General features: G+C 72.9%; 9 protein-coding genes. 8 read left to right on the top strand and 1 reads right to left on the bottom strand.

The window, feature by feature from the left end:
* Positions 1-19 precede the first annotated feature (19 nt).
* From ABZ464_RS03360 to ABZ464_RS03350, 3 genes are read left to right on the top strand one after another with little or no spacing between them, the layout of a single operon-like run.
* Positions 20-1,387, top strand: a complete 1,368-nt coding sequence (locus tag ABZ464_RS03360; RefSeq protein WP_359270199.1) for a ubiquitin-like domain-containing protein — start codon at positions 20-22, stop codon at positions 1,385-1,387.
* A 34-nt stretch (positions 1,388-1,421) separates the two neighbouring features.
* Positions 1,422-2,369, top strand: coding sequence for a 16S rRNA (adenine(1518)-N(6)/adenine(1519)-N(6))-dimethyltransferase RsmA (rsmA, locus tag ABZ464_RS03355; protein WP_359270196.1), 948 nt, complete (start codon positions 1,422-1,424; stop codon positions 2,367-2,369).
* The gene (locus ABZ464_RS03350; RefSeq protein ID WP_359270193.1) at positions 2,366-3,259 is read left to right on the top strand and encodes a 4-(cytidine 5'-diphospho)-2-C-methyl-D-erythritol kinase; all 894 of its coding nucleotides are present in this window, start codon (positions 2,366-2,368) and stop codon (positions 3,257-3,259) included. The genes rsmA and ABZ464_RS03350 overlap by 4 nt, the downstream gene beginning before the upstream one ends.
* 13 nt (positions 3,260-3,272) lie before the next feature.
* On the opposite strand, the gene ABZ464_RS03345 is transcribed toward ABZ464_RS03350, so the two are convergent.
* Positions 3,273-3,866 carry a Uma2 family endonuclease gene (locus tag ABZ464_RS03345; protein WP_359270190.1) on the bottom strand — a complete coding sequence of 198 codons (594 nt, stop codon included), beginning with the start codon at positions 3,864-3,866 and terminating at the stop codon, positions 3,273-3,275.
* A 157-nt stretch (positions 3,867-4,023) separates the two neighbouring features.
* Between ABZ464_RS03345 and ABZ464_RS03340 the strand changes: the two genes are divergently transcribed.
* The 5 genes from ABZ464_RS03340 (at position 4,024) to ABZ464_RS03320 (ending at position 12,802) form a co-directional block, all read left to right on the top strand.
* On the top strand, positions 4,024-5,832 hold the full coding sequence (locus ABZ464_RS03340) for an ABC-F family ATP-binding cassette domain-containing protein (RefSeq protein WP_359270187.1): 1,809 nt from the start codon (positions 4,024-4,026) through the stop codon (positions 5,830-5,832).
* Between the two features lie 169 nt (positions 5,833-6,001).
* Complete coding sequence (locus tag ABZ464_RS03335) at positions 6,002-7,750, top strand: PQQ-binding-like beta-propeller repeat protein (protein ID WP_359270184.1); 1,749 nt, start codon at positions 6,002-6,004, stop codon at positions 7,748-7,750.
* Between the two features lie 70 nt (positions 7,751-7,820).
* Positions 7,821-10,145, top strand: coding sequence for a PQQ-binding-like beta-propeller repeat protein (locus ABZ464_RS03330; RefSeq protein ID WP_359270182.1), 2,325 nt, complete (start codon positions 7,821-7,823; stop codon positions 10,143-10,145).
* A 248-nt stretch (positions 10,146-10,393) separates the two neighbouring features.
* Positions 10,394-11,095: a response regulator transcription factor gene (locus ABZ464_RS03325; RefSeq protein WP_359270179.1), complete on the top strand. Its 702-nt coding sequence runs from the start codon at positions 10,394-10,396 to the stop codon at positions 11,093-11,095.
* Between the two features lie 111 nt (positions 11,096-11,206).
* The gene (locus tag ABZ464_RS03320; RefSeq protein ID WP_359270176.1) at positions 11,207-12,802 is read left to right on the top strand and encodes an ABC transporter substrate-binding protein; all 1,596 of its coding nucleotides are present in this window, start codon (positions 11,207-11,209) and stop codon (positions 12,800-12,802) included.

Genomic DNA, 12,802 nt, shown 5'->3' with positions numbered 1-12,802 from the left:
GGACCCCTGGAGCGTCGGCGTGAGCAACTCGCAGCAGTACCACGAGCCGTACGGCGGCGGCGACACGTACGTCGACCTGCACAACGCGGAGACCGTCGCCCACGGCGTGTACACGGGCCCCGAGGCCGGTGACGCCCCGTACCGGCCGCCGTACGACGACACCTACCGGCCCGCCTACGAGGCACCCCGGCCCCCGGACACGCTCCAGCTGCCGCACCAGGGCGCGCCGGTGCCCGCGGAGGGGACGGGACGGCGGGCCGCGCGCCGGCGCAGGGGGCGGGCGGCCGAACGCCCCGACTCCGCCGTGCGCCGGCTGCTCCCGCAGGCCCTCGTCGTCGCCTTCCTCGCCGGCGGCACCACCGCCTTCGTCGCCGAGGACAAGGCGGTCGAGCTGACCGTCGACGGCAGGTCCCGCACCCTGCACACCTTCGCCGACGACGTCACCGAACTGCTGGCCGACGAGGGCGTGCCGGTCGGCGCGCACGACCGGGTGGTGCCCGCCCCGGGCACGGCCCTGGCCGGCGGCGACGAGGTCGAGGTGCGCTACGGACGGCCCGTACGGCTCACCCTGGACGGCCACCGGCACGACCTGTGGACGACGGCGCGCACGGTGGAGGCGGCGCTCGAACAGTTCGGGGTGCGCGCCGACGGCGCGTATCTCTCCCTCGCGCGCACCCGGCGCATCGGGCGGCAGGGGCTCGCGCTGGACGTGCGCACCGAGCGCTCCGTGACGGTCCTGGCCGACGGCCGGGCCCGCACCATCCGCACCAACGCGGCGACCGTGGGCGAGGCCGTCGAGCAGGCCGGGATCACCCTGCGCGGCGAGGACACCACCTCCGTCCCGCCCGGCAGCTTCCCGCGCGACGGGCAGACGGTCACCGTGCTGCGGATCACCGGCGGCAGGGAGGTGCGCGAGGAGCCGATCCCGTTCGCGGTGCGGCGCACCGAGGATCCCGCCCTCTTCCGGGGCACCGAGGTCGTCGAGCGGGCCGGACAGCCCGGGCTGCGCCGGACCACGTACGCCCTGCGCACCGTCAACGGGGTGCGGCAGAAGCCCCGGCGGATCGGCACCGAGGTGGTGCGCGAGGCCCGGGACCAGGTGGTGAGGGTCGGCACGAAGCCGCTGCCGACGTCGGTGCGCGGGGCCGACGGGCTGAACTGGCAGGGGCTCGCGGCCTGCGAGTCCGGCGGCCGGCCCGACGCGGTCGACCCGTCGGGGACGTACGGGGGGCTGTACCAGTTCGACCGCCTCACCTGGCACGCCCTCGGCGGCAGCGGGCGCCCCCAGGACGCCCCGGCGGCGGAACAGACCCTCCGCGCGAAGAAGCTGTACGTGCGCCGGGGGGCGAGTCCCTGGCCGCACTGCGGGGCACGGCTGCACGGGTGAGAGACCGCCCGCCGGGCCCCCGTACCCTTGTCCCGTGAGCAGCCCCACCCCCGACGCCCTCCTCGGCCCCGCCGACATCCGTGAACTCGCGGCCGCCCTCGGTGTGCGTCCCACCAAGCAGCGCGGCCAGAACTTCGTGATCGACGCGAACACGGTCCGCCGTATCGTCCGTACCGCGCAGGTCCGCCCCGACGACGTGGTCGTCGAGGTCGGCCCGGGGCTCGGCTCCCTCACGCTCGCCCTGCTGGAGGTCGCCGACCGGGTCACCGCCGTGGAGATCGACGACGTGCTGGCCGCCGCGCTCCCCGCGACGATCACGGCGCGCATGCCGGAGCGCGCGGAGCGGTTCGCGCTGGTGCACTCCGACGCGATGCACGTCACCGACCTGCCCGGCCCGGCCCCGACCGCCCTGGTCGCGAACCTCCCCTACAACGTGGCTGTGCCCGTCCTGCTGCACATGCTCGCCACCTTCCCGAGCATCGACCGCACCCTCGTGATGGTCCAGTCCGAGGTCGCCGACCGCCTCGCCGCCGCGCCCGGCTCGAAGGTGTACGGCGTCCCGTCCGTCAAGGCCAACTGGTACGCCGAGGTCAAGCGGGCCGGGGCCATCGGCCGCAACGTCTTCTGGCCGGCCCCGAACGTCGACAGCGGGCTCGTCTCGCTGGTCCGGCGCACCGAGCCGCTCAAGACCACGGCGTCCAGGGCCGAGGTGTTCGCCGTGGTCGACGCGGCCTTCGCCCAGCGGCGCAAGACGCTGCGGGCCGCGCTCGCCGGCTGGGCCGGTTCGGCGGCGGCGGCCGAGACGGCGCTGGTCGCGGCCGGGGTGTCCCCGCAGGCGCGCGGCGAGTCGCTGACCGTCGAGGAATTCGCCCGGATCGCCGAGAACAAGGCCGCCGAGAACAAGGCCGCCGAGAACAAGGCCGCCGAGAACAAGGCCGTCGGCGACGAGGCCGCCGAGAACAAGCAGGAGAACACAGCGTGAGCGTCACCGTCCGCGTGCCGGCCAAGGTCAACGTCCAGCTCGCGGTGGGCGCCGCGCGCGCGGACGGCTTCCACGACCTGGCGAACGTGTTCCTGGCGGTCGGCCTGTACGACGAGGTCACCGTCACCCCGGCCGACGACCTCCGCGTCACCTGCGCGGGCCCGGACGCGGCCCAGGTCCCCCTGGACCGTACGAACCTCGCCGCCCGCGCCGCGCTCGCCCTCGCCGAGCGGTACGACCGCGACCCCCGCGTCCACCTCCACATCGCCAAGGACATCCCGGTGGCCGGCGGCATGGCGGGCGGCAGCGCGGACGGCGCGGGCGCGCTGCTGGCCTGCGACACGCTGTGGGGCATCGGCGCGCCGCGCGGTGAACTCCTCGACATCTGCGCCGAGCTGGGCAGCGACGTCCCGTTCAGCCTGGTCGGCGGGGCGGCCCTCGGCACCGGGCGCGGCGAGAAGCTGACGCCGCTGGAGGTGGGCAGCGCCTTCCACTGGGTGTTCGCGATGGCGGAGCGGGGGCTGTCGACCCCGGCCGTCTTCCGTGAGTTCGACCGTCTCGCCGAGGGGCGGGACATCCCCGAGCCGGTCGCCTCCGAGGCGCTCCTGGACGCCCTGGCCGCCGGTGACCCCGACGCGCTCGCCGCGACGGTCTCCAACGACCTTCAGCCCGCCGCGCTCTCCCTCTTCCCCGAACTGGCCGACACGCTGGCGTCGGGACGCGGGGCGGGGGCGCTCGCGGCGCTGGTCTCGGGCTCAGGACCGACGACGGCCTTCCTCGTCCGCGATCCGGGCTCGGCCGAGACGGTGGCCGAGGCCCTGCGCGCCTCCGGCACCTGCCGCACGGTGCGGGTGGCGACGGCGCCGGCGGCGGGGGCGACGGTGCTCTGAGGGGCGGTCGCGGTCAGAGTTCGTCGACGGCGGTCAGGTCGATGACGATGTCGTAGGGCTTGTCGACCTTGACTTGGTCCCGGTGCATCCCCGTGTGAACGTACGCCTGGGTGAGCGGGTCCAGCTCGTACACATGGATGACAGCCCTGTTGCTGGCCCCGCTCTGCTCGACGCGCCAGAAATTCGGGATTCCGGCGGACGCGTACTTCTGCGGCTTGGTCGTGCGGTCCCGGGATTCCGAGTCCGGTGAGACGACCTCCACGGCGAGGAGCACGTCCTCGGCCCGGAAGCTCGACTGATTCGGCCCGGTGACCGCATTGGCGCGGATCACGCTGACGTCTGGTTCGGGGCCGTTGCGGGAGTCGAGGATGACAGTCATCTCCCGGCTGACCTTCAGCTCGGACGGCAGTCCCGTGCGCAGGCCCCAGACCAGCAGGTCGATCATATTGCCGTGAAATCGGCGCTGCGCACTCACGAAAACCAAGCTCCCGTCGATCAGTTCGGTATGCGGCGGGAGATCGGGCAGCGTGAACAGGTCGTCCACGGTGTAGCCGTCCTGCGGCGGCACCGGCCACTGGACGCGGTGCTTTACGGACTCGGCGGTCATGGTTCCTCCCATGGACGGGATCCTGCTGCCCGTCCTCCACGGTAGCGGCCCTTTCCCGATCACGTCATCACAAAGAGTGACAACACCCTCGCGCCCCGTCCCTAACCCGGCAGGCCCTACGCTAGAAGGCTGACCGACCCCCATGCGCAGGAGTGAAATGGCCGTCAACCTGGTCAATGTCGAGAACGTCAGCAAGGTGTACGGCACCCGTGCGCTCCTCGACGGCATCTCGCTCGGCGTGTCCGAAGGGGACCGGATCGGGGTCGTCGGCCGCAACGGCGACGGCAAGACCACCCTGATCCGGATGCTCGCCAAGCTGGAGGAGGCCGACTCCGGGCGGGTCACCCACTCCGGCGGGCTGCGCATGGGCGTCCTCACCCAGCACGACTCCCTCGACCCGGCCGCGACCGTGCGGCACGAGGTCATCCGGGACATGGCCGACCACGAGTGGGCGGGCAACGCCAAGGTCAGGGACGTACTGACCGGCCTGTTCGGCGGCCTCGACCTGCCCGGGTTCCCGCAGGGGCTCGACACCGTCATCGGACCGCTCTCCGGCGGTGAGCGCCGCCGGATCGCGCTCGCCAAACTGCTCATCGACGAGCAGGACGTGATCGTCCTCGACGAGCCGACGAACCACCTCGACGTCGAGGGCATCTCCTGGCTCGCCCGCCACCTCCAGGCCCGCCGTTCCGCGCTCGTGTGCGTCACCCACGACCGCTGGTTCCTCGACCAGGTCTGCACGCGCATGTGGGACGTCCAGCGCGGTGACGTCCACGAGTACGAGGGCGGCTACTCCGACTACGTCTTCGCGCGCGCGGAGCGGGAGCGGATCGCCGCGACCGAGGAGGTCAAGCGGCAGAACCTGGTCCGCAAGGAGCTGGCCTGGCTGCGGCGCGGCGCCCCCGCGCGGACGTCGAAGCCGCGCTTCCGGGTCGAGGCCGCCAACGAGCTCATCAAGGACGTGCCGCCGCCCCGGGACAGCAGCGAGCTGATGAAGTTCGCGTCCTCACGGCTCGGCAGGACCGTCTTCGACCTCGAGGACGTCTCCGTGCAGGCCGGACCCAAGGTGCTGCTCAAGCACGTCACCTGGCAGCTCGGCCCCGGTGACCGCATCGGCCTGGTCGGCGTCAACGGCGCCGGCAAGACCTCCCTGCTGCGCGCCATGGCCGAGGCGTGGCGCACCGAGGGCGAGGCCCGGCCCGCGGGCGGCCGGGTCGTCGTCGGCAAGACCGTGAAGCTCGCCTACCTCTCCCAGGAGGTCGGCGAACTCGACCCGAACCTGCGGGTCCTGGAGGCCGTGCAGCGGGTGCGCGAGCGCGTCGACCTCGGCAAGGGGCGCGAGATGACGGCCGGTCAGCTGTGCGAGACGTTCGGCTTCAACAAGGAGAAGCAGTGGACTCCGGTCGGCGACCTGTCCGGCGGTGAGCGGCGCCGCCTCCAGATCCTGCGGCTGCTCATGGACGAGCCGAACGTCCTCTTCCTCGACGAGCCCACCAACGACCTCGACATCGAGACCCTCACCCAGCTGGAGGACGTCCTCGACGGCTGGCCCGGCTCGATGGTCGTCATCTCCCACGACCGGTTCTTCGTCGAGCGCACCACCGACCGGGTGTTCGCCCTCCTCGGCGACGCCACGCTGCGGATGCTGCCACGCGGCATCGACGAGTACCTGGAGCGCCGGGCCCGGATGGAGGAGGCCGCGGCCTCCTCCGCCCCGGCGGCCGCGCCGAAGCCGGCCACGACCGAGAAGAGCGCCGCCGACCAGCGCGCCGCCAAGAAGGAACTCCAGCGGATCGAACGCCAGTTGGACAAGATCTCCGAGCGGGAGTCCAAGCTGCACGCGCAGATCGCCGACAACGCCACCGACTTCGCGAAGGTCGCCGAACTCGACGCGGAGCTGCGCGGGCTGGCGGGGGAGCGGGAGGACCTGGAGCTGCGCTGGCTGGAACTCGCCGAGGACGCGTAGCACTTCGACACGCGCGCGTGCACCCCGTGAAGGGGGCGTGAAGGCGCATAACAAGGGCATCACGGGCCGGTCCTCCCTTGGGAACAGGGGTGGATCCGGCCCGATTTGGTGTCGGTGCCGGGTGATACAAAGGGCTGGCCAAAAATCAGTGACAAGGGGGAACACGCTGATGGCCCAGCCGCCTGATCAGCCGCCGCAGCAGGGCGGATTCGGAGCACCGCAGATGCCGCCCCAGCCGCAGGGCGCGCCCGGGTACGGCTATCCGCAGCAGGCCGGTCCGTACGGCGCTCCGGCCGCACCGGGACCGTACGGAGAGCCCCGGCAGCCGGGACCGTACGGACCGCCCCAGCCGCAGGGGCCGTACGGGCAGCCGGGGCCCTATGGGCAGCCCGGGCCCTATGCCCAGCAGGCGCAGCCCGGTTACGGGTACCCGCCCGGTCCGGCCCAGTTCCCCGGCGCCCCCGGCACTCCGCCGCCAGGCCCCGGCTCGCGCAACCCCTTCAAGGGGCGCCCCGCGATGGTCGTGGCCGCCGCGGTCGCCGCCCTGTTGGTGATCGGCGGGGTCGTGTTCGCGGTCGCCGGCGGCGGCGACGACGGCAAGAAGCCGGTCGCCGACGCGAGCGACGACAAGAAGGGCGCGAGCGACAGCCCGGTCAACCCCGGGGACGGCAGCGGCGACGGCGGCACGGACCCGCAGGACCTCAACGCGGGCCGCAAGGCGGGCGAGGCCAAGGTGCTCTGGTACAAGGAGGCACCGGACGCGCCCGCCGACGGCGCCGACGCGCCCGGCATGTGGATCACGTCCAAGGTGGCGGCGAAGGCGGCGTACAAGGAGGTCGTCGCGTACGGCGTCGGCGACGGCAAGCCGGCCTGGGACCCGGTCGCGTTCCCCCAGAAGATCTGCTCGGTCACCAAGGACACGACCGCCGACGACAAGATCGTCGTCGCGTACATGAGCGGGGTCAGCGACCGCGCCCAGTGCAACCAGCTCCAGCAGATCGACCTCGCCACCGGCGCCAAGGGCTGGACCGCGAAGGTCGCGGACGGTCAGCTCTTCGACAGCGTCGGCAGCGGCATCGGGCTCTCCCTCGCCGGGAACACGCTGGTCGTGGGCCGCTCGCAGTCCGGGGTGGCGTACGACGCCCGCACCGGCAAGAAGCTGTACGACATCGAGAAGTACGGCGACTCCTGCTTCCCGAAGGCGTTCGCGGGCGGGGCCCGGCTGGTGATGGTGGCCTCCTGTGCCGCGCTGAAGACCGACGAGCACGTCGAGCTCCAGGAGCTGGACCCGGCGACCGGCAAGGCGAAGTGGACCCGCAAGCTCGACAAGGGCTGGGAGGTCGAGCGGGTGTACTCCCTCGACCCGCTCGTCGTCTACAGCACCAACGACGACAAGAACAGCTGGAACATCTCGACGTTCAAGGCGGACGGCGGCTTCCGTTCGCAGGTCGGGGTCGACGAGGACTTCGACCCGCAGTGCGGCTGGGCGCTCTTCGACAGCGACCTCACCGGCTGCCTCGGCGCGGCGGTCGACGCGAGCACGCTCTACCTGCCCACCGACGCGAGCGGCGGCGCCAACGAGGTCGTCGCGATCGACCTCGCCACCGGCAAGGAGAAGTGGCGCGTGAAGTCGCCCACCGACGAGCCGATGTCGCCGATGACGACCGAGAGCGGCAAGCTCGTGGCGTACGTCGGGCCGTCCTCCGACGCGGGCGGCCGGGTGGTGTCGATCCCGACGGCCGGGTCCGCGCACACCTCGACGACGCTGCTGCAGATGCCCACGGGCACGGTCGACCTCGAGGACGGGTTCTCCAACGGCGACCGCGCCTGGGCCGACGGCCGTCTCTACCTCTCCTCCACCCAGCTGACCGGCGAGGACGACGGGAAGGAGAAGCTCATGCTCGCCTACGGCAAGTGAGCGGACCCCCTCCGAGCCAGTTCCGTCCCGTCGTCCCCAGCGTTCCGCCTCCGCCGAGGAAATCCACACCATGACCCAGCCGCCGCAGGACCAACCGCCCCAGCAGCAGGGGGCATTCGGGCCCCCCGAGCCACCGCAGGACGCCCCTCCGCAGGACGCGGTGCCGCAGGCGCCCGCGCCGCAGGGGCCACCGCCGTTCCGGCCACCGGCGCCGCCGCCCGCTCCGCCTGAGGGACCGCAGCTCAGCCGGCCGACCGGCGGCCCCATGCCGCACCAGGCGGCCATGGCGGAGCATCTGAGGAAGAACACCGAGGCGGCCCAGGCAGCCCAGGCCCAGGCAGCGCAGGCCCAGGCCCAGGCCGGCCAGGGTGCGCAGTCGGCGCAGGGGGCTGCTCCGGCAGGGCCCGCGGCACAGCCGCCCCAGCCCTCCCAACAGGCCCACGCTCAGCAGCCGCAGCCGCAGCCGCAGCCGCAGCCGCAGCCGCAGCCGCAGCCGCAGCCGCAGCCGCAGCCCGGCGTACCGTCTCACCCGAGCCCGCAGCCCGGCGCACCGGCCCAGCCGACCCCGCACCCCGGCCCCAGCTACCCGCAGGCCCCCCAGCCCCCGCAGCAGCCCCAGCCCGGTTACGGCTACCCGGGAGCCCCTCAGCCCCCGCAGCAGCCCCAGCCCGGTTACGGCTACCCGGGAGCCCCTCAGCCCCCTCAGCCCCCGCAGCAGCCCCAGGGCTACGGCTATCCGGGAGCCCCGCAGCCCCAGCCCGGTTACGGCTACCCGGCCGCCGCGCCCCAGCCCCCGCAGCCCCAGCCGGGCTACGGGTACCCCGGGGCCGCTCCCCAGCCGCAGCCCCCGTACGGTGCCGCGGCCCCCTACGGGCCGCAGCCCGGCTACGGCTACCCCGGGCAGCCGGTGACCGTGCCGATGCAGTCGCCCGCGCCCGCCGCTCCGGGCGGGAAGCGGAAGATGAACGCCTCGATGGTGATCATCGTCGCCGCGGTGGTGGCGATCGCGCTGATCGTCGGCGGCGGGGTCTGGTACGCCAAGTCGTCCGGCGGGGGCGGCAAGCAGGACGGCCCCACCGCCTCCGGCGGCACCGGCGGCACCGGCGGCGACGACAAGGGCGGGGTCGCCAAGGGCAGCGAGAAGGTGCCCTCCGACCCGGGCGCCAAGGCCCTCTTCCAGCTGCCGATGCCCACCGTCGCCAAGGACGACAGCGTGGCCGTGGACGGCTCCTGGCTGACCGACAAGGCGTTTGTGAAGAGCGGGGTCGCCGAGATCGTCGGCTACGACCGCGACAAGGGCACGAAGCTGTGGACGGTGAAGCTGCCCGGCCCGGTGTGCGCGGCCAGCCGGCAGACCAACGACGACGGCCGCACCGCGGTCGTCTTCCAGCCGAAGATGCCCCCGAAGGACTCCACGGCCGGCTGCACCCAGGTCGCGGCGATCGACCTGAACGCCGGCAAACAGCTGTGGACGAAGACGGTCAACTCCGGTGACGCCCCGATCGACTTCGACAACGTCACCGTCAGCGCGAACACGGTCGCCGTGGGCAGCACCGACGGCGGCGCCGCCTTCGACATCGCGACCGGCAAGGTGCTGTGGTCGCCCAAGACCTCCGACACCTGCTACGACGCCGGCTACGGCGGCGGCGCCAAACTGGTCGCGGTGCGCAAGTGCGGCTCGTACGACGCGCCGCAGCTGCACATCCAGACCATCGACCCGGCCTCCGGGAAGGTGCTCTCCGAGTACAAGATGGCCACCGACATCGAGTACGCCGGCGTGGTCTCGACGGACCCGCTGGTCGTGGCCGCCGACGTCGGCGACAGCGCCGGTGACGGCAGCGGCATCTCCGACTTCTTCTCCATCGACAACAAGACCGGCGAACTGCGCACCCGGATCTCCGCGCCGGGCGACGAGTACGCGGCCGAGTGCGACAGCATCGACACACCCGAGGCGTGCACGGGTCTCACCGTCGGCAACGACCGGCTGTACGTCGCGACCGAGGAGCGCGACGACAACGGCGACGGCTCCCGCAGCAACTCGATCGTCGCCTTCGACCTCGCCACCGGCAAGCAGACCGGCCAGCGCGCCGACTCCGGCACCGACTACACCCTCTACCCGCTGCGGATGGACGGCGGCAACGTGATCGCGTACAAGGAGCCGCCGTACGACAAGGGCGGACAGGTCGTCAGCATCGACGGCGGTTCGTTCAAGGAGACCACGCTGCTGGAGAACACGGACTCGGAGGACGCGCGCGAGATGGAGAGCGACATGTCCCCGGAGTACTCGGAGCTCCTGTACTCCCAGGGCCGGCTGTACATGGCGGACACCTACGCCGACGCCGGCAGCGGCGGCGACAAGGGGTACCTGGCGGTCGCCTTCGGCACCTCCGGCTGAGCGCCGAGAGACGAGCGGCCCCGCCCCTGCTCAGGGGCGGGGCCGTGCACTTACCGCTCATCACCCTCGAATGCGAGGAATTTCGGCGATCCGGGGCACTTCTCGCCGGTAGGGGGAGCGCAACGTCGAACAAGCGTGTAGCTTCCGGGGGCATGAAGGACGGGGTGCCGGGGGGCACCTTTTGTCTGTTGTCACCGTTCTGTTGTGTTCCGTCTGTCGTGTTCCGTTGGGGGACTGGGGGGTTGCCGATGGGAGTGCGGCTGATGGTGGTCGACGACCACCGACTGCTCGCCGAGGCGCTGGCCTCGGCGTTGAAGCTGAGAGGGCACCGGGTGCTCGCCGCGGCGGCGCCCGCCGCGGGGGCGGCGGAGCTGGTGATCACCCGGGCGCCGGAGGTGTGCCTGCTCGGGACGGCCGCCCCGGCCGAGCCGGGCATCTTCGACCCGGTGGTCCGGATCAAGCGGGAGCGCCCGCAGGTGGCGGTCCTGGTCCTCGGGCCGGTGCCCAGCCCCCGGGGCATCGCCGCCGCCTTCGCCGCGGGCGCCTCCGGCTATGTGCGCCACGACGAGCGCATCGAGGGCGTCGAGCGGGCCATCATGAAGGCGAGGGCGGGCGAGGCCGCGGTCGCCCCGCAGCTCCTCCAGGGCGCCTTCGGTGAACTCCTCAACCCCGTCGCCCAGCCGGACGACGAGGGGCAGCGGCTGCTGCAGATGCTCACCCCGCGCGAGGTCGAGGTCCTGGTCCGGGTCGCCGACGGCGAGGACACCCGCCTGATCGCCGCAGGTATGGGCATAGCCCCCTCCACGGCCCGCACCCACGTCCAGCGCGTCCTCATGAAACTCGGTGTCGGCTCCCGCCTGGAGGCGGCGGCCCTGGCCGCCCGCACCGGTCTGCTGGACCGCGCGGGTCCCCTCGGCTCCCACCGCGCGAGCGCGGACCCGACGCCGTAGCCGCCCTGGCCTGCGGTTACGCCATTCGTGTGGCCCTCCCCGGCTCTCCTTGACCGTCCCCGCGACCCCTTCCTAGGGTCGCGACGGCCAAGGAGACAAAGGGGGCGAATCGTGGACCACGGCATCGCGGTGCCCGATCGCCGGGCGTTCCTGACGACCACGGCCGCCCTGACCGCCTCCCTGGCGGCCTGCGGCGGCCCGCCCTCCACCAACGACACCGGCGGCCGCGGCCCCGACCGCACCCTGACCGCGGTGATCGGCTACGGCAACGACGGCAGCTGGGACCCGACCCGGACGGCGTCCGCGTTCGCCATGGCCGCCAACCACCACGTCTACGAGGGGCTGGTCGACACCGACCCGGTCACCCGCGCCCCCTACCCCGCGCTCGCGACCCGGCTGCCCGCCGACCCCGGCGCCACCGTCTGGCGGTTCACGCTCAGGCCCGGCGCCGTCTTCCACGACGGCAGCCCCGTCACCGCCGACGACGTCGTGTTCGTCTACGAACGGATCCTGGACCCCGGCACCGAGACCCTCACCCGCGGCTTCTTCGCGAGCTGGCTCGCCGGCGTCCGCAAGGCCGACGCCCGCACCGTGGAACTCCACCTCCGCTTCCCCTTCCCCGACGGCGTCCCCCGCCTCACCCTCGCCAAGATCATGCCCCGGCACGTCTACTCCCGGCCCGGCGCCTGGGACGACGCGGTCCGGGGACTCGCGATCGGCTCCGGACCGTACCGGCAGACCGCCCACCACCCGAAGTCGAACACCGCCTTCGAGGCGTTCGCCGCCTACGACGGACCCCGCCCACCGGCCTTCCGGAGGATGAACTGGCTGACGATCGTCGACGCCGCCTCCCGTGTCGCCCGGATCTCCGGCGTGAGCGCCGGCGCGCAGATCGCCGACAACATCCCCTACGCCCACATCCCCTGGCTGCGGCGCCGCGGCCGCACCGTCGCGGGCGCCGCCGGGATGAACAACCTGTTCCTGATGTTCAACACCCGCCGCAGCCCCTTCGACGACGTACGGGTGCGCCAGGCGCTGCACTACGCCGTCGACGCCGAGCGGATGGTCGAGGTCGCCCTCAAGGGGCACGGCACACCGGCCACGTCCTTCCTGGACGAGGGCAACCCCGCCCACCGGCCCGCGAGCACCGTCTACCGCCACGACCCCGCACGCGCGCGTGCCCTGCTGCGGGCCGCCGGCGTGCGCGGACTGAGGATCGAACTGCTCGCCGTGAACGTGAGCTGGGTCCTCGACTGCCTGCCGACCATCAAGGCGTCCTGGGACGCGGTCGGCGTCGAGACGACCCTCGCGCCGCAGGAGACCACCGCCGTCTTCACCAAGCTGGACCAGAGGAGGGACTACCAGGTGGTCGCCGCCGCCTCCAACGCCAACCAGTTCGGCCTCGACGCCGACCTGATCCTCCGCTACAACTACGGCCCCCACAATCTGTGGACGCGCTACGCCCGCTGGGAGACCCACCCCGTCGCCCGGCGCCTCTTCGCCGCCATGGACCGGGCCGGCCGCGAACCCGACCCGGGCAGCAGGAACGCCCTGCTCCGGGACTGCCTCGACACCGTCGCCGAACAGGCCGTCCTCTACCCGGTCGTCCACAACGAGCTGATGACCGCCTGGGACCCGCACCGGCTCACCGGCGCCCGCGCCCAGCCCTACCCCGGCCTCAACCTCCTGCAGGCCAGGTGGGCCTGA

The organism is Streptomyces sp. NPDC005820, assembly GCF_040630255.1.
Lineage (GTDB): Bacteria > Actinomycetota > Actinomycetes > Streptomycetales > Streptomycetaceae > Streptomyces.
Note: the sequence above shows the minus strand (reverse complement) of the source record. Positions and strands in the feature narration are given on the sequence as shown.

Excerpts from the sequence above, each read along its gene's own strand:
- ABZ464_RS03345 (WP_359270190.1), bottom strand. The coding sequence starts at position 3,866 with ATGACCGCCGAGTCCGTAAAGCACCGCGTCCAGTGGCCGGTGCCGCCG.
- ABZ464_RS03340 (WP_359270187.1), top strand. The coding sequence starts at position 4,024 with ATGGCCGTCAACCTGGTCAATGTCGAGAACGTCAGCAAGGTGTACGGC.
- ABZ464_RS03335 (WP_359270184.1), top strand. The coding sequence starts at position 6,002 with ATGGCCCAGCCGCCTGATCAGCCGCCGCAGCAGGGCGGATTCGGAGCA.
- ABZ464_RS03330 (WP_359270182.1), top strand. The coding sequence starts at position 7,821 with ATGACCCAGCCGCCGCAGGACCAACCGCCCCAGCAGCAGGGGGCATTC.
- ABZ464_RS03325 (WP_359270179.1), top strand. The coding sequence starts at position 10,394 with ATGGGAGTGCGGCTGATGGTGGTCGACGACCACCGACTGCTCGCCGAG.